Below are 15,825 nucleotides of genomic sequence, written 5' to 3'. Positions count from 1 at the left end.
TGGCCATGCTCGACTTCGTCGTCGCGGGGCTAAGCGCCAACTCCGTGCCGTACAGCGAGGGTCTCGACCTTCAGCGCGCCGTCCATCGTGATGTCGTCGCGGGAAACCGCCCCGACACCGTCATCCTCCTGGAGCACGACCCCGTCTACACGGCGGGCCGTCGCACCTCCCCCGACGAACGCCCGACCGACGGAACCGCCGTCGTCGACGTCGACCGTGGGGGCAAGATCACCTGGCACGGGCCGGGGCAGCTGATCGGCTATCCGATCGTGCGCCTTCCCGAACCTGTGGACGTCGTCGGCCACGTGCGCAGGCTCGAGCGGATGCTCATCGGGGTGCTCGGCGAGCTCGGCCTGGATTCCACCCAGGTCGACGGCCGGTCGGGCGTCTGGATGCGGCACTCGGGCCGCGACGAGAAGATCGCCGCCATCGGCATCCGCGTCGCCGAGGGCGTCACGATGCACGGCTTCGCACTGAACTGCAGCAACGACCTCGCACCCTACGATCGCATCGTCGCGTGCGGCATCCGTGACGCCGGCATCACGACCATCTCGCGCGAGCTCGGGCGCACCGTGACGCCGAGCGACGTGCTGCCGCTCGTGCAGGACGCCCTCGTGGCGACAGCGACGGTCACGGCATGAGCGCGGCTCCCGAGGGGCGCCGGATGCTGCGCCTCGAGGTGCGCAACGCCGAGACGCCGATCGAACGCAAGCCCGAGTGGATCAAGACGCGTGCGCGCATGGGACCGGAGTACCGCCAGTTGCAGGAGCTCGTGAAGAGCGAGGACCTGCACACCGTCTGCCAGGAGGCGGGCTGCCCCAACATCTTCGAGTGCTGGGAGGATCGCGAGGCGACCTTCCTGATCGGCGGTGCCCAGTGCACCCGGCGCTGCGACTTCTGCCAGATCGACACGGGCAAGCCGGCCGACTACGACACCGACGAGCCGCGTCGCGTCGCGGAATCGGTCGTGCGGATGCGCCTGCGCTACGCCACCGTCACCGGAGTTGCCCGGGACGACCTGCCCGACCAGGGCGCGTGGCTGTACGCCGAGACCATCCGGCAGATCCATTCCGCGGCTCCCGGAACCGGCGTGGAGATCCTCGTTCCCGACTTCTCAGGGGTGCCGGAGCTGCTCGCGCAGGTCTTCTCCGCGCAGCCGGAGGTCTTCGCCCACAACGTCGAGACCGTTCCGCGCATCTTCAAGCGCATCCGGCCCGCCTTCCGTTACGAGCGTTCCCTGGGGGTGCTCGCTGCGGGCAGGCAGGCGGGCCTCATCACGAAGTCCAACCTCATCCTGGGCATGGGCGAGGAGCGTTCCGAGATCAGCCAGGCGCTGCGGGACCTGCACGCCGCCGGCACCGACATCATCACGCTCACGCAGTACCTGCGACCGAGCCCGCGTCACCTGCCGGTCGCCCGCTGGGTGCATCCCGAGGAGTTCGTCGAGCTCGCCCAGGAGGCGCGCGAGATCGGGTTCGCCGGCGTGCTGGCGGGTCCGCTCGTGCGGTCCTCGTACCGAGCCGGGCGGCTGTGGGCGCAGTCGATGACGGCGTTCGGCCGCCCCATCCCGGCGGAGCTGGCGCACCTCGAGGAGGGTGCCGCCGCCTTCGCGCAGGCCGTTTCATGACCCCGTCCGACTCGTCACGTCGATGCCCGTCGACTCGGTATCCTTGAGACCATGGCACGCAGCACCGGAACGTCGTCAACGCCGAAGGAACCAGGCCGTCTGAAGCAGATGTGGCAGGTGTTCCAGATGACCCGCCGCAACGACCCGAACTCGCAGTGGCTGATGCTGCTGGGCTTCCTGGTGCCGGTGCTGGCGGGCATCCTCGTGGGAGTGCTGCTCGGTGACGGCAACGGCTTCACGATCGCGCTGTGGATCATCGCCGGAACCCTCGCCGGCCTGCTGATCGCGCTGATCATCCTGGGCCGCCGGGCGGAACGGGCCGCCTACTCGCAGATCGAGGGCCAGCCCGGAGCCGTCGGAGCCGTGCTGCGCAGCTCCCTTCGCCGCGGCTGGGTCGGCAGCGAGATGCCCGTCTCGGTCAACGGCAAGACGCACGACGCCGTCTACCGCGCCGTCGGTCGCGGTGGAGTCGTGCTGATCAGCGAGGGTCCGCTCACGCGCACCCAGCGCATGCTCGACGACGAGAAGCGCAAGGTCGCCCGCGTCGTGCCGAACGTCGCGATCACGCTCATCTCCGTCGGACCCGATGCGAGCGCCGTGCCGCTGCACAAGCTCGCCCGGCGGCTGCTGCGCATCAAGCCCACCCTGACCAAGGCCGAGGTCATGGCGGTCAACAACCGCCTGAGCTCGATGTCGAAGGGCGGCCTGCCCATTCCCAAGGGCATGGACCCCAACAAGGTGCGGATGCAGCGCCGGGCCTAGCCCACCCGGTCACGCTCGGACGAGCACCGTTCCGGCGACCTTGTCGTGGAACCCGCGCTGGTCGGAATCCCAGACCAGCGCCGGGATGACGAGAACGAGCAGCACCGAGCGCACGACAGGGCGCCACGGCCCCACCCAGCCGCCGGTGAGCGGCAGCACGCGCATGCCCAGCAGGCGATGGCCGACACTCCCCCCGATCGTCGGGATGAAGACCACCTGGAGCAGCAGGAAGACGAGGCTGGGAACCCAGGTGTAGGCGGCCGACTCGAACGGCGTGAACAGCACGGCGATGAGCATCGCGCATCCCCAGTCCAGGAGCAGAGCGACGATGCGCCGGCCGGCGCGGGCGACCGAGCGCGGTCCGCTCTGGGGCAGTCCGAGCCGTTCACCGGGGAACCGGCTGGGCGGCAGGTCGCCGAAGGTTCTCGGAGCACTGTCTGGAGCGGGCACCCGTCGAGTCTAGCCAGCGCGCACTGTGTAACATGCTGGAAACAATCGCGATACTGAAGAGAAACGGCCCGGCCCTACCCTCGGTAGCACGTTGCGCTGTGCAGCTCTCGGTTCCAGGCCCCCCTAGGAGAAGTCCTACATGTTCAAAGACTCGTCAGAGGTCCTTGCATTCATCAAGGAGACGGATGTCAAGTTCCTCGACATCCGTTTCACCGATCTTCCGGGCGTGCAGCAGCACTTCAACATCCCGGCCGCCACTGTCGACGAGGACTTCTTCACGGTCGGACAGCTCTTCGACGGATCGTCGATCCGCGGGTTCGCGTCGATCCACGAGTCGGACATGCAGCTCATCCCCGACGTGTCGACCGCCTATGTCGACCCGTTCCGCGACGAGCGCACGCTCATCATGGTCTTCGACATCTACAACCCGCGCAACGGCGAGATCTACGCCAAGGACCCCCGCCAGGTGGCCAAGAAGGCCGAGAAGTACCTCGCCTCGACCGGCATCGCCGACACCGCGTTCTTCGCCCCTGAGGCCGAGTTCTACATCTTCGACGACGTGCGCTACGAGGTGAAGCAGAACAGCGCGTTCCACTTCATCGACTCCAACGAGGCGGCGTGGAACTCCGGACGGGTGGAAGAGGGCGGCAACCTCGCCAACAAGACCCCCTACAAGGGCGGCTACTTCCCCGTGAGCCCCGTCGACAAGCAGGCCGACCTGCGCGACGACATCTCGCTCAAGCTCATCGACGCCGGCCTCATCCTCGAGCGCGCCCACCACGAGGTGGGAACCGCGGGCCAGGCCGAGATCAACTACCGCTTCGACACCATGGTGCACGCGGCCGACGACATCCTGAAGTTCAAGTACATCGTGAAGAACACGGCCGAGCAGTGGGGCAAGACCGCCACGTTCATGCCCAAGCCGCTCTTCGGTGACAACGGCTCGGGCATGCACACCCACCAGTCGCTGTGGAACGAGGGCAAGCCGCTGTTCTACGACGAGGCCGGCTACGGCGGACTCTCCGACCTGGCCCGCTGGTACATCGGCGGCCTGCTGAAGCACGCGCCCGCCGTGCTCGCGTTCACCAACCCCACGGTGAACTCGTTCCACCGCCTGGTTCCCGGCTTCGAGGCACCGGTCAACCTGGTCTACTCGGCCGGCAACCGCTCCGCCGCGATCCGCATCCCGATCACGGGCACGAACCCCAAGGCCAAGCGCATCGAGTTCCGCGCACCGGATGCCTCGGGCAACCCGTACCTCGCCTTCGCCGCCCAGCTCATGGCGGGCCTGGACGGAATCAAGAACCGCATCGAGCCGCACGAGCCGGTCGACAAGGACCTCTACGAGCTGCCGCCCGAGGAGGCCAAGGGCATCCCCCAGGTTCCCGGCACCCTCGACGCCGTGCTCGACGCCCTCGAGGCCGACCACGACTTCCTGCTGGCAGGCGGCGTGTTCACCCCGGAGCTCATCGAGACCTGGATCGACTACAAGCGCGAGAAGGAGATCAAGCCGCTCGCGCAGCGTCCGCACCCGTTCGAGTTCGAGCTCTACTACGGCGTGTAGCACTCGGGCATCCGCGCGGCGGGCCGTCTCCTTCGGGAGGCGGCCCGTTTCGCGTCAGGGAGTCAGCGCGGCGCGAGGAGGTCGGGCTCGCCGTAGAAGAGCCGCTCGAAGACCGCTCGGGCCCTTCGGGTCGCGGCGAGGTAGTCCTGCTCGAAGCGGCTGGAGGAGCCCGGCGGGTACGCCAGCAGCCGGGCGATGCCGTCGAGCTGCACCCGGTCCATCGGCAGCACGTCGGTCGTCTTGTTGAGCCACAGGGTCATCGCCGACCGCGCGCGCGAGGCCAGTATCCAGGCGGCGCGCAGCGTCTCCGCATCCGCATCGGAGACCAGGCCCGCTGCGCGTTCCCGATCCAGCGCGCTCAGGGTCGAGGTGAGGCGCAACCCGGGCACGGCGGCGGCATGCTGCAGCTGCAGCAGTTGCACGAGCCACTCGACGTCGCTGAGGGAGCCGCGACCGAGCTTCACGTGGCGTGTGGGGTCTGCGCCGTGCGGCAGCCGCTCGTTCTCGACACGGGCCTTGATGCGGCGCACCTCGCGCGCATCCGTCTCGCTGAACGACTCGGGATACCGGATCCCGTCGGCGAGCGAGGCGAAGTCCTCACCGAGCGTGCCGTCGGCGAGGATCACCCGGGCGCGCAGCAGCGCCTGGGCCTCCCACGTGAGGGACCAGCGCGCGTAGTAGGCCCGATAGGAGTCGAGGGATCGCGTGATCGGCCCGTTCTTGCCCTCCGGCCGCAATCCGGCGTCGAGGTCGAGCGGAAGGACGGGATCCTCCGTGAGGCGCACGAGCTCGGCCACGACGTGCTGCGAGCGATACTGCGCCTGCTCGGGAGCCAGGCCGGCCGGGCGATAGAGGTAGAGCACGTCGGCATCCGAGCCCACGCCGAGCTCGCGGCCGCCGAAGCGCCCCATCGCGACGACCGCGAACTCGATGCCGTCGTCGTCGGCGCGGATCGCGCCGAGCATGCCGGCGATGTGCGTCTCGGTGACGTCGCTGAGGCCCTGCCCGAGCTCCTCGACCGTGCAGAGGTCGAGGATGGCGCCGAGCGCCAGGCGCAGCACCTCCCGCCGGCGCATCGATCGCAGCACCGCGGCGGCGGCGTCCGCGCTCTCGTGGCGGCCGAGCACCGCGTCGACCTCGTCGCGCAGCGCCTCCAGTGAACGCGGCCGCAGGTCGTCGTCACTCTCGAGCCAGGCGACCGAGGCGGGGATGCGCTCGAGCAGCTCTCCGGCGAACCGCGAGCCCGCCAGCACGCGTGTCAGGCGCTGCGCCGCCCCCGACGAGTCCCGCAGCATCCGCAGGTACCAGTGGGTCGAGCCGAGGCTCTCGCTCAGCCGCCGGAACACGAGCAGGCCGTGGTCGGGGTCCGCGCCGTCTGAGAACCACTGCAGCATGACCGGAAGCAGGTGGCGCTGGATGGTCGCGCGGCGAGAGACGCCGCTCGTGAGTGCGGCGATGTGGCTGAGCGCCCCGGCCGCGTCGCGGAAGCCGATGGCCGAGAGCCGTGCCCGCGCCTGGGCGCTCGTCAGCGACATGCCCTCCGCCGGCATGGCGGCGACCGCGGACAGGAGGGGGCGGTAGAACAGGCGCTCGTGCAGGCCGCGCACGCGGTGCTTCACGTCCTCCCACAGCACGCGCAGCGCCTCGCCGGTCGGCGCGAGGCCGCTCGAACGTGCCAGCACCCGCAGGCCGGCCTCGTCACGCGGAACGAGGTGCGTACGTGCGAGGCCCCGCAACTGCAGGCGGTGCTCCATCAGTCGCAGGATGCGGTAGTCGCGCGAGAACTCCGCCGCTTCGGCACGCCCGATGTATCCACCGGCGGCGAGGGCCGCGAGTGCAGGCAGCGTGCCCCGCTCGCGCACGGTCTCATCGGTCGCCCCGTGCACGAGCTCGAGCAGCTGAACGGTGAATTCGATGTCGCGCAGCCCGCCGGGGCCGAGCTTCAGCTGCACGTCGACCTCGTCGGCGGGGATATTGGCCCTCACCCGCTCGCGCATCCGCTGCACCGATTCCACGAAACCCTCGCGGGCGGCGCTGACCCAGACCAGCGGGGCCAGAGCGGCGACGTAGCGCTCACCGAGGGCGAGATCGCCGGCGAGCGGACGGGCCTTCAGCAGCGCCTGGAACTCCCAGCTCTTCGCCCAGCGGTCGTAATAGGCCACGTGCGACTCGAGCGAACGGACGAGGGCGCCGTCCTTGCCCTCCGGACGCAGGTTGGCATCCACCTCCCAGAGCGGCGGCTCGATGGCGGGCTCGCTGATGCCGCGCATCGTGAGCATGGCCAGGCGAGTGGCGATCTCGACCGCGCGCGCCGTATCGAGCTCGGAGTCCTCTGCGGCGCTGGCGACGAAGATGACGTCGACGTCGCTGACGTAGTTCAACTCGGACGCGCCGGCCTTGCCCATGCCGATGATCGCCAGCCGGGTCGCGTCGACCTGGTCGGCGGGGAAAGCGCCCGGGGCGGCAGGAGCGCCCGGCGAACGAGACGAGGCCCCGCGCGCGACCGCGAGAGCGGCATCGAGCGCCGCCGCGGCCAGGTCCGACAGGCACGCCGCCACGGCGTCGAGGCCGCTGACGGGGTCGGGCTGCTCGAGGTCGAAGCTCGCCACGCGCGCCAGCCAGCGGCGGTAGCGCACCCGCAGGGCCGTCCAGGCGCCGTCGAGGTCGCCCGGCACGCTCAACGCGGCCGTGCGGATGTCGCTGCGCAGCGTCTCGAGGTCGGGCAGCGAGGTGATCGGGTGCGCGAGCGCGCGCAGCTCATCGGGCCGCCGCAGGAAGAACTCTCGCAGCCCGAGCGAGGCCCCGACGAGGCCGAGCAACCGCGTCGCCGCATTCGCGTCGCCGAGCAGCGCACGCGTGGCCTCCGGCGCACGACGGGCCAGCGCGATGGCGGCGCCGAGCGCGTCGTCCGGCGACGCCGTTCGTGCGAACACGGGCAGCAGCGCGCGCGGATCGAATCCGGTCGCCTCGCCGAACTCGGTCAGGTCGGCATCCGCCGCCGCGAGGTCGGTGAAGCCGGTGCGGGCCAGCTCAGTGAGGGTGAACTGCGAGGCCGGCACCGCTCAGAGGATCTCGAGGTTGGTGCGCAGTTCGTACGGGGTGACCTCGGCGCGGTACTTGCGCCACTCCTCGCGCTTGTTCGCGAGCACGTAGTTGAAGACCTGCTCCCCGAGCGTCTCGGCCACGAGTTCCGAGTTCTCCATGAGCGAGACCGCGTGATCCAGGCTTGCGGGAAGGGCGTTGTAGCCGAGGGCGCGCCGCTCGGTGTCCGAGAGCGCCCAGACGTTGTCCTCGGCCTCCGGCGGCAGTTCGTAACCCTCCTCGATGCCCTTCAGGCCGGCCGCCAGGATGAGCGAGTAGGCCAGGTAGGGGTTGGAGGCGGAGTCGATGGCCCGGTACTCGACCCGAGCGCTCTGGCCCTTGTTGGGCTTGTAGAGCGGAACGCGGATGAGCGCGGAGCGGTTGTTGTGGCCCCAGCAGACGAAGCTGGGCGCCTCTCCCCCGCCCCAGAGGCGCTTGTACGAGTTGACGAACTGGTTGGTCACGGCCGTGATCTCGGGCGCGTGGCGCAGCAGGCCCGCGATGAACTGGCGGCCGATCGTGGAGAGCTGGTACTGGGCTCCGGCCTCGTAGAACGCATTGCTGTCGCCCTCGAAGAGCGACATGTGCGTGTGCATGGCCGAGCCGGGGTGATCGGAGAAGGGCTTGGGCATGAACGTGGCGTACACGCCCTGCTCGATGGCGACCTCCTTGATGACCGTGCGGAACGTCATGACGTTGTCGGCGGTCGTGAGGGCGTCGGCGTAGCGCAGGTCGATCTCGTTCTGGCCCGGCCCTGCCTCGTGGTGGCTGAACTCCACCGAGATGCCGAGGTCTTCCAGCATCCGCACCGAACGCCGGCGGAAGTCGTGCGCCGTGCCGCCTGGCACGTTGTCGAAGTAGCCCGCGGAATCCACCGGCTCGGGTCCGTGCTCACCGAACTTCGAGGACTTCAGCAGGTAGAACTCGATCTCCGGATGCGTGTAGAAGGTGAATCCGCGATCCGCGGCCTTCTCGAGGGTGCGCTTCAGCACGTTGCGCGGGTCGGCGACGGCCGGCTCGCCATCGGGCGTGGTGATGTCGCAGAACATGCGAGCGGTCGGATCGACGTCACCGCGCCACGGCAGGATCTGGAAGGTCGTGGGATCGGGGTGCGCGAGCAGGTCCGACTCGAAGGTGCGCGTCAGGCCCTCGATGGCGGAGCCGTCGAAACCGAGTCCCTCCGCGAACGCGCCCTCGACCTCTGCGGGGGCGATCGCGACTGATTTCAGCGTCCCAACGACGTCTGTGAACCAGAGGCGAATGAACTTGACTCCCCGCTCCTCGATGGTGCGGAGAACGAAGTCGCGCTGCTTATCCATCCGGGACCTTTCTCGTGCCGGTCCAACACTACTGAGTGTTGCGGCTGAGTAGACTCGCAGACATGCCAGAGCAGCCTTCGGAGGAAACCAATCCCTACGGCGGAGGGGCACCGGGCAGCGGTCCTCGCCGGGTGCGCACCCGGCATTTCCAGAACGCGAAACAGCAGGGCATCGCCATCACGGGGCTGACCAGCTACGACCAGCTCACCGCGCGCATCTTCGACCAGGCCGGCATCGACTTCCTGCTCGTCGGCGACTCCGCCGGCAACAACGTGCTGGGGTACGACACCACCCTTCCCGTCACGGTGGACGACCTCATCCCGCTCACCCGGGCTGTGGCGCATGCCGTGAAGCGCGCGTTCGTTGTGGCCGATATGCCGTTCGGTTCATACGAGAGCGGCCCCGACGAGGCCCTGCACACCGCGGTGCGCTTCATGAAGGAGACCGGCGCCCACGCGGTCAAGCTCGAGGGCGGGGTGCGCAGTCACAAGCAGATCCGGCGCATCACCCAGTCGGGCATCCCCGTGATGGCGCACATCGGCTTCACCCCTCAGAGCGAACACGGACTCGGCGGCCACATCATCCAGGGCCGAGGATCCGGCGCCAAGCAGCTGCTCGAAGACGCGCACGCTGTGCAGGATGCCGGCGCGTTCGCCGTCGTGCTCGAGATGGTGCCGGCCACCATCGCGGCGAAGGTGACGGAGCAGCTGAGCATCCCGACCATCGGCGTGGGCGCAGGCCCCGACGTCGACGGGCAACTGCTCGTCTGGACCGACTTCGCCGGCATGAGCGATGGTCGGGTGCCGAAGTTCGTTCGGCAGTACGCCAACGTGCGCCAGGTGCTGCTGGATGCGGTCACGCAGTACCGCGAAGACGTGACCTCGGGCGCCTATCCCGCTGCCGAGCACTCGTACGAGTAGCCCGGCCGGTTCCCGGAAGCGGTCAACGGTTCTCGGCCGCGTCTTCCTCGGACCACTTCGCGCTGTTCTCGCGCAACTTCTCCAAGGCGTGCTCCGCCTCGGCCTGCGTGTCGAAGGGGCCGACGCGATCGGCGGAGGGCGACAGGAAGCCGAGCTCCACCTTGCCGGTGCGCATGTTGTACCAGTACTTGTGTTCAGCGTCGGAGGCCATGCTCCGATCGTACCTGCGGGTCAGTGACGGCGCGCTAGTCTGACGGTATGAGCGCAGCGCACGCGATCGGAATCGACATCGGCGGAACCGGCATCAAGGGAGCCGTGGTCGATCTCGACACCGGCGAACTGGTCACCGACCGCGTGAAGGTCGCCACCCCGGAAGGCGGCCGCCCCGACGACATCGTCGAGACGACCCGCGGCATCCTCGATGGACTGGTCAAGATCGGCGGCGACCTCCCCGTCGGCGTCTGCTTCCCCGCCGTCGTGAAGGGCGGCCGCACCCTCTCGGCGGCGAACGTCTCGAAGGAGTGGATCGGCCTGCCGGCCGAGCGCCTCTTCGAGCAGCGCCTGAAGCGCGACATCCTCTTCGTCAACGACGCGGATGCCGCGGGCGTCGCGGAGACCACCGCCGGGGCGGCCAAGGATGTTCCCGGGGTCGTGCTGCTGACGACGCTCGGCACCGGAATCGGCAGCGCACTCATCTACAACGGAGTGCTGGTGCCGAACACCGAACTCGGTCACCTCGAGGTCGACGGCCACGACGCCGAGTCACGCGCGGCCTATTCCGCAATGGAGCGCGAGGACCTCTCGTGGGAGGACTGGGCGAAGCGGCTGCAGCGTTACTACTCCCACCTCGAGATGCTCTTCTCCCCCGACCTGTTCATCGTCGGCGGTGGCGTCTCCAAGCACTTCTCGCACTTCGGCCCGCTCCTGCACCTCGGCACACCCATCGTCGCGGCGGTGCACCGCAACAACGCGGGGATCATCGGCGCAGCGGCGTTGGCCTCCGCGAACTGAGTCCCCGCCGGTCAAGCGCATCGACCTGAGCCAGGCGCCTCCGCACTCCCGTCGCTGACCTTTCTCCGTCGCCCGGCCGCGTCCCCGCCCGCGGCTCCGGTTCCCCCACCGTGCGCCGAAAAGCGAGGAAATCCCGAAAAGCGAGGCGTTCTCTGCCACACGCCGCGTTTTTGCGCTTGCTCGGCGGCGCGTCGCGTGGAATCGCCTCGCTTTTCGGGATTTCCTCGGTTTTTTGCCGTCGACTGATCCCTCGGTAAACAGCCCGTCCTCGCCGATCATGCTGCTCACGCCGAGATCAGCCACCGTCCGCAAGAAATCCGTGAGGCTCTCGGGCGCCGCCGTGAGGAACTCGTAAGGATCCGCCGATCGGTCCTTCCGCAGGAGTGGACTCGTCGTCGTGCCGCAGACGCGGTCACCAGATGCCCGGAACCCCGGGTACTCGGAACGAGTTGGAGAATCCCGTGCTCGACATCATCTACATCGCCGGAGTGCTCGCGCTGGTCGCGCTGCTCGCACTCGTCACGCGGGGGGTGGAGAAGCTGTGATCGTCGTCGATGTCATCGCTGCCGCCCTCGCCGTGGCCGCCGTCGCCTACCTGGCGTATGCCCTGCTGCGCCCCGAGAGGTTCTGATGTCACCGTTCCTCCTCTTCGTCCTCCAGCTCGGCACCCTCGCCCTGCTGCTCGCGCTGGCCTATCGTCCGCTCGGGGACTACATGGCGAGGGTCTACACCTCGAGCAGGGATCTCGCCGTCGAGCGCGGCGTGTATCGGCTGATCGGAGTGCGCTCAGACTCCGAGCAGGCCTGGCCCACGTACTTCCGCAGCCTGCTCGCGTTCTCGGCCATCGGCATCCTGTTCGTGTACCTGCTCCAGCGCGTGCAGGCGGTGCTCCCGTACTCGCTCGGCCTTCCCGCCGTGCCCGAGGGCCTCTCGTTCAACACGGCGATCTCGTTCGTCACCAACACGAACTGGCAGTCCTATTCTCCCGAGCTGACGATGGGCTACACCGTCCAGCTGGCAGGGCTCGCGGTGCAGAACTTCGTGTCGGCCGCGGTCGGCATCGCCGTCGCGATCGCCCTCGTGCGCGGACTGGCGCGGCGGGCCGCGCCCACCATCGGCAACTTCTGGGTCGACCTCGTTCGCGGCACCGTGCGCATCCTGTTGCCGCTGTCGGTGCTCTTCGCCATCGTGCTGATCGCGGGCGGGGTCATCCAGAACTTCGGGGGCTTCGCGGAGGTGAACACCCTCACGGGTGGGACCGCGGTGATTCCGGGCGGACCCGTCGCCTCTCAAGAGGCGATCAAGGAGCTCGGGACGAACGGAGGCGGCTTCTTCAACGTGAACTCGGCTCATCCGTTCGAGAACCCGACACCCTGGACGAACCTGGTCGAGACCTTCCTCATGCTCGTGATCCCGTTCTCGCTCGCGCGCACCTTCGGCCGTCTGGTCGGCTCGGCTCGTCAGGGATACGCGGTGCTCGCCACCATGGCGGTGCTCTTCCTCGTCTCGGTCACGGCGATGACCGTCTTCGAGCTCGGCGGCTCCGGCTCGGCTCCCCTGGCCGCGGGGGCGGCACTCGAGGGCAAGGAGACCCGGTTCGGCATCATCGGATCGACCATCTTCGGCACGACGAGCACGATCACGTCGACGGGAGCGGTCAACAGCATGCACGACAGCTACACGGCGCTCGGCGGCGGGATGGCCATGATCAACATGATGCTCGGCGAGGTCGCGCCCGGCGGCGTCGGCGCCGGACTCTACGGCCTGCTCGTCATCGCGATCATCGCCGTCTTCCTCGCGGGACTCATGATCGGGCGCACTCCGGAGTACCTCGGCAAGAAGATCGGTGCCCGCGAGATCAAGCTCGCAAGCCTGTACATCCTCACCACTCCCACCTTGGTGCTCGCGGGAACCGCCCTGAGCTTCGCCGTGCCGCCGATCCGTGACGACATCGAGGGTACGAGCCTGTGGAATTCCGGCCTGCACGGGTTCTCGGAGGTGCTCTACGCCTTCACGTCGGCCGCGAACAACAACGGCTCCGCGTTCGCCGGACTGACCGCGAACACCCCGTGGCTGAACACCGCGCTCGGCGTCGTGATGTTCCTGGGCCGCTTCCTGCCGATCCTGTTCGTGCTCGCCCTCGCCGGTTCGCTCGCCGCCCAGGAGAAGGTTCCCGTCACGGCGGGCACGCTCCCCACCCACCGACCACTGTTCGTCGGGCTGCTCGTCGGCACGGTCCTCATCGTCTCGGCACTCACCTATTTCCCCGTTCTCGCGCTGGGTCCCCTGGCGGAAGGGCTCTCCTGATCCATGTCCACCATCACCCGTACGCCCGCCGCGGCGTCACACCAATCGACCACGACCGCCGCGGGAGCCTTCTCGCCGCGGCAGCTCCTCGCCGCGGTTCCGGGCGCGCTGCGCAAGCTCGACCCGCGACAGATGTGGCACAACCCCGTGATGTTCATCGTCGAGGTCGGAGCGGTTCTCACCACGATCCTCGCCGCGCTCGAGCCGCTGCTCGGCGCGTCCCGGGAATCCGGCGGCTCGCAACTGGCACCGACTTTCACCCTCGGAATCGCCGTCTGGCTCTGGCTCACCGTCATCTTCGCGAACCTCGCCGAATCGGTGGCAGAGGGCAGGGGGAAGGCGCAGGCCCAGAGCCTGCGCGCCACCCGCAGTTCAACGGTTGCCGCCCGCGTGCTGGACTATGCCGTCGTCTCCGACCCGGACGCCCTCTCGGCAGCCACCGAGGCGGTGCCCTCCGCCGAACTGCGACTCGGCGACGTCGTGGTCGTGACGGCGGGTGAGCTCATCCCGGGCGACGGCGACATCATCTCCGGCATCGCCTCGGTCGACGAGTCCGCGATCACCGGCGAGTCGGCCCCCGTCGTGCGCGAGTCGGGCGGCGACCGCAGTGCGGTCACCGGTGGAACGCGTGTGCTCTCCGACCGCATCGTGGTGCGCATCACGTCGAAGCCGGGTGAGACCTTCGTCGACCGGATGATCCGGCTCGTCGAGGGCGCCGCGCGGCAGAAGACCCCGAACGAGATCGCGCTCAACATCCTGCTCGCCTCGCTGTCGATCGTCTTCCTCATCGTCGTTCTCACGATCGGCCCGATGGCGGGGTACTCGGATGCGGCGCCGAGCGTTCCCGTGCTCGTCGCGCTGCTCGTCTGCCTCATCCCGACGACCATCGGGGCGCTTCTCTCCGCGATCGGCATCGCCGGCATGGACAGGCTCGTGCAGCATAACGTGCTCGCCATGTCGGGTCGCGCGGTCGAGGCGGCCGGTGACGTCACCACCCTGCTGCTCGACAAGACCGGAACCATCACCTACGGCAACCGGCAGGCCTCCGAGTTCCTCCCCCTGGCCGGCGTCGGCTCGGCCGAGCTGGCCCGAGCCGCCCGCGCCTCCTCGCTCAGCGACCCGACGCCGGAAGGCACCTCGGTCGTCGCGCTCGCCGATCGGCAGGGCCATGGTGAGGGCGTGGACGCCTCGGGCGAGATCGTGCCGTTCTCCGCCCAGACCCGTATGAGCGGTGTGGACTACGCCGACGGCAGCGCCGTGCGAAAGGGGGCCGCGGCCATGGCCGTCCAGTGGGTGTCCGCTGCCGGCCCCCTCGCATCCGCCGCGGCGGCCGAGCTCGATGGCCTGGTCACCCGCGTCTCGCAGTCCGGAGGAACCCCGCTCGTCGTCGCCGTCCGCTCCGCAGAGGGCCGGGCCCGCGTGCTGGGCGTCATCCACCTCAAGGACGTCGTCAAGCCGGGCCTGAGCGAACGCTTCGCCGACCTGCGCAGCATGGGCATCCGCACCATCATGGTGACGGGCGACAACCCGCTGACGGCCAAGGCGATCGCGGCGGAGGCCGGCGTCGACGATTATCTCGCCGAGGCCACCCCCGAAGACAAGATCGCACTGATCCGCCGTGAACAGGCGGGAGGCAACCTCGTCGCGATGACCGGTGACGGCACCAACGACGCGCCGGCGCTCGCCCAGGCCGACGTGGGGGTGGCGATGAACACGGGAACCTCCGCCGCGAAGGAGGCCGGCAACATGGTCGACCTCGACTCGGACCCCACGAAGCTCATCGACATCGTGCGCATCGGAAAGCAACTGCTGATCACGCGCGGATCGCTGACCACGTTCTCCATCGCGAACGACGTGGCGAAGTACTTCGCCATCATCCCCGCCATGTTCGCCGGAGCCTTCCCCGGCCTGGCCGCGCTCAACCTCATGCAACTGCACTCCCCCGGTTCGGCGATCCTCTCGGCGATCATCTTCAACGCGCTCGTGATCATCGCCCTCATCCCCCTCGCACTGCGCGGCGTGCGGTACCGGGCGGCATCCGCCTCTCGCATCCTCCAGCGCAATCTCGTGATCTACGGCCTCGGCGGCGTGATCGCACCCTTCATCGGCATCAAGCTCATCGACCTCGTCGTGAGCCTCATCCCCGGCTTCTGAGCCGGCGGAAAGGAATCAACCACCATGGCGACAACACGCGGCGGCCTTCGCCAGTACGCGGTGGCCCTCCGGGCCATGATCGTGCTCACCCTCCTGCTCGGGGTGGCCTACCCCCTCCTCGTCACCGCGATCGGCCAGATCGCACTCAATGACCGCGCCAACGGCTCCCCGCTGCGCACGAGCGATGGCATCGTCGGATCATCACTGATCGGCCAGTCGTTCGCCGATGCGGACGGCGCCGCACTGCCGGAGTGGTTCCAGTCGCGGCCCTCTGCGGCCGGCGACGGCTACGACGGCGGCGCATCCAGCGGCAGCAATTACGGCCCCGAGAACCAGGACCTGCTGACGGCCATCGCCGATCGCCGCTCGGCGATCGAGGCCTCCGACGGCGCGAGGGCGGATGAGATCCCGGCGGATGCGCTCACCGCGTCCGGTTCGGGCCTGGACCCGCACATCAGCCCGGCCTACGCCCTGCTGCAGGTGGATCGGGTGGCCGACGCGCGCGGCCTCGACGTGGGCCGAGTGCGAGCCCTGGTCGAGTCTAGGATTCAGGGAAGGGACCTCGGCTACCTCGGAGAGCCGACCGTGAACGTCCTGGAACTGAACCTGGCCCTCGCACGGATGGACTGA

The 15,825-nt window shown here is 68.9% G+C and carries 15 protein-coding genes; 11 read left to right on the top strand and 4 right to left on the bottom strand.

The window, feature by feature from the left end; translation table 11 throughout:
* The first annotated feature begins 5 nt into the window (after window positions 1-5).
* The 3 genes from lipB to WDJ51_RS00685 are packed head-to-tail and all read left to right on the top strand — an operon-like array spanning window position 6 to window position 2,389.
* Window positions 6-641: a lipoyl(octanoyl) transferase LipB gene (gene lipB, locus WDJ51_RS00695; protein WP_337850494.1), complete on the top strand. Its 636-nt coding sequence runs from the start codon at window positions 6-8 to the stop codon at window positions 639-641.
* A complete protein-coding gene (gene lipA / locus WDJ51_RS00690; RefSeq protein WP_337850493.1) occupies window positions 638-1,627 on the top strand; it encodes a lipoyl synthase in 990 nt (329 codons plus the stop codon). The genes lipB and lipA overlap by 4 nt, the downstream gene beginning before the upstream one ends.
* Window positions 1,628-1,678: 51 nt before the next feature.
* Window positions 1,679-2,389: a DUF4191 domain-containing protein gene (locus WDJ51_RS00685; RefSeq protein WP_337850492.1), complete on the top strand. Its 711-nt coding sequence runs from the start codon at window positions 1,679-1,681 to the stop codon at window positions 2,387-2,389.
* A gap of 9 nt (window positions 2,390-2,398) precedes the next feature.
* Here the strand turns inward: WDJ51_RS00685 and WDJ51_RS00680 are convergent, their stop codons facing one another.
* Window positions 2,399-2,839 (bottom strand): RDD family protein, encoded by a 441-nt coding sequence (locus WDJ51_RS00680; RefSeq protein ID WP_337850491.1) that lies wholly within the window; start codon window positions 2,837-2,839, stop codon window positions 2,399-2,401.
* A gap of 139 nt (window positions 2,840-2,978) precedes the next feature.
* On the opposite strand from WDJ51_RS00680, the gene glnA reads away from it, so the two are divergent.
* The gene (gene glnA, locus WDJ51_RS00675; RefSeq protein WP_337850490.1) at window positions 2,979-4,403 is read left to right on the top strand and encodes a type I glutamate--ammonia ligase; all 1,425 of its coding nucleotides are present in this window, start codon (window positions 2,979-2,981) and stop codon (window positions 4,401-4,403) included.
* 62 nt (window positions 4,404-4,465) lie between these two features.
* Here the strand turns inward: glnA and WDJ51_RS00670 are convergent, their stop codons facing one another.
* Both WDJ51_RS00670 and WDJ51_RS00665 read right to left on the bottom strand, forming a co-directional pair.
* Window positions 4,466-7,462, bottom strand: coding sequence for a bifunctional [glutamine synthetase] adenylyltransferase/[glutamine synthetase]-adenylyl-L-tyrosine phosphorylase (locus tag WDJ51_RS00670; protein WP_337850489.1), 2,997 nt, complete (start codon window positions 7,460-7,462; stop codon window positions 4,466-4,468).
* 3 nt (window positions 7,463-7,465) lie between these two features.
* Window positions 7,466-8,803, bottom strand: coding sequence for a glutamine synthetase family protein (locus WDJ51_RS00665; RefSeq protein WP_337850488.1), 1,338 nt, complete (start codon window positions 8,801-8,803; stop codon window positions 7,466-7,468).
* Between the two features lie 62 nt (window positions 8,804-8,865).
* Here WDJ51_RS00665 and panB point away from each other — a divergent pair, with 62 nt between their 5' ends.
* Window positions 8,866-9,723: a 3-methyl-2-oxobutanoate hydroxymethyltransferase gene (panB, locus tag WDJ51_RS00660; RefSeq protein ID WP_337850487.1), complete on the top strand. Its 858-nt coding sequence runs from the start codon at window positions 8,866-8,868 to the stop codon at window positions 9,721-9,723.
* Window positions 9,724-9,745: 22 nt separating this feature from the next.
* Here the strand turns inward: panB and WDJ51_RS00655 are convergent, their stop codons facing one another.
* A complete protein-coding gene (locus WDJ51_RS00655) occupies window positions 9,746-9,934 on the bottom strand; it encodes an SPOR domain-containing protein (protein WP_337850486.1) in 189 nt (62 codons plus the stop codon).
* A gap of 47 nt (window positions 9,935-9,981) precedes the next feature.
* On the opposite strand from WDJ51_RS00655, the gene ppgK reads away from it, so the two are divergent.
* The 6 genes from ppgK (at window position 9,982) to kdpC (ending at window position 15,825) form a co-directional block, all read left to right on the top strand.
* Entirely contained in the window at window positions 9,982-10,734 is a 753-nt protein-coding gene (gene ppgK, locus WDJ51_RS00650) for a polyphosphate--glucose phosphotransferase (protein ID WP_337850485.1), read from the top strand.
* Window positions 10,735-11,153: 419 nt separating this feature from the next.
* Window positions 11,154-11,279, top strand: coding sequence for a hypothetical protein (locus WDJ51_RS00645; RefSeq protein WP_337850484.1), 126 nt, complete (start codon window positions 11,154-11,156; stop codon window positions 11,277-11,279).
* Window positions 11,276-11,365 carry a K(+)-transporting ATPase subunit F gene (gene kdpF, locus WDJ51_RS00640; protein ID WP_337850483.1) on the top strand — a complete coding sequence of 30 codons (90 nt, stop codon included), beginning with the start codon at window positions 11,276-11,278 and terminating at the stop codon, window positions 11,363-11,365. The genes WDJ51_RS00645 and kdpF overlap by 4 nt, the downstream gene beginning before the upstream one ends.
* Window positions 11,365-13,041, top strand: coding sequence for a potassium-transporting ATPase subunit KdpA (gene kdpA, locus WDJ51_RS00635; RefSeq protein ID WP_337850482.1), 1,677 nt, complete (start codon window positions 11,365-11,367; stop codon window positions 13,039-13,041). The genes kdpF and kdpA overlap by 1 nt, the downstream gene beginning before the upstream one ends.
* 3 nt (window positions 13,042-13,044) lie before the next feature.
* Window positions 13,045-15,195, top strand: coding sequence for a potassium-transporting ATPase subunit KdpB (gene kdpB, locus WDJ51_RS00630; protein ID WP_337850481.1), 2,151 nt, complete (start codon window positions 13,045-13,047; stop codon window positions 15,193-15,195).
* 24 nt (window positions 15,196-15,219) lie between these two features.
* On the top strand, window positions 15,220-15,825 hold the full coding sequence (kdpC, locus tag WDJ51_RS00625; RefSeq protein WP_337850480.1) for a potassium-transporting ATPase subunit KdpC: 606 nt from the start codon (window positions 15,220-15,222) through the stop codon (window positions 15,823-15,825).

Source organism: Rathayibacter sp. YIM 133350 (assembly GCF_037404875.1).
Lineage (GTDB): Bacteria > Actinomycetota > Actinomycetes > Actinomycetales > Microbacteriaceae > Orlajensenia.
The sequence above is the reverse complement of the archived record's forward strand: the minus strand, read 5'-3'. Positions and strand labels throughout refer to the sequence as shown.

What these genes read in the sequence shown, in the direction of transcription:
- lipB (WP_337850494.1), top strand. Translation starts at nt 6, where the DNA reads ATGCTCGACTTCGTCGTCGCGGGGCTAAGCGCCAACTCCGTGCCGTAC.
- lipA (WP_337850493.1), top strand. Translation starts at nt 638, where the DNA reads ATGAGCGCGGCTCCCGAGGGGCGCCGGATGCTGCGCCTCGAGGTGCGC.
- WDJ51_RS00685 (WP_337850492.1), top strand. Translation starts at nt 1,679, where the DNA reads ATGGCACGCAGCACCGGAACGTCGTCAACGCCGAAGGAACCAGGCCGT.
- glnA (WP_337850490.1), top strand. Translation starts at nt 2,979, where the DNA reads ATGTTCAAAGACTCGTCAGAGGTCCTTGCATTCATCAAGGAGACGGAT.
- WDJ51_RS00665 (WP_337850488.1), bottom strand. Translation starts at nt 8,803, where the DNA reads ATGGATAAGCAGCGCGACTTCGTTCTCCGCACCATCGAGGAGCGGGGA.
- panB (WP_337850487.1), top strand. Translation starts at nt 8,866, where the DNA reads ATGCCAGAGCAGCCTTCGGAGGAAACCAATCCCTACGGCGGAGGGGCA.
- WDJ51_RS00655 (WP_337850486.1), bottom strand. Translation starts at nt 9,934, where the DNA reads ATGGCCTCCGACGCTGAACACAAGTACTGGTACAACATGCGCACCGGC.
- ppgK (WP_337850485.1), top strand. Translation starts at nt 9,982, where the DNA reads ATGAGCGCAGCGCACGCGATCGGAATCGACATCGGCGGAACCGGCATC.
- WDJ51_RS00645 (WP_337850484.1), top strand. Translation starts at nt 11,154, where the DNA reads ATGCCCGGAACCCCGGGTACTCGGAACGAGTTGGAGAATCCCGTGCTC.
- kdpA (WP_337850482.1), top strand. Translation starts at nt 11,365, where the DNA reads ATGTCACCGTTCCTCCTCTTCGTCCTCCAGCTCGGCACCCTCGCCCTG.
- kdpB (WP_337850481.1), top strand. Translation starts at nt 13,045, where the DNA reads ATGTCCACCATCACCCGTACGCCCGCCGCGGCGTCACACCAATCGACC.
- kdpC (WP_337850480.1), top strand. Translation starts at nt 15,220, where the DNA reads ATGGCGACAACACGCGGCGGCCTTCGCCAGTACGCGGTGGCCCTCCGG.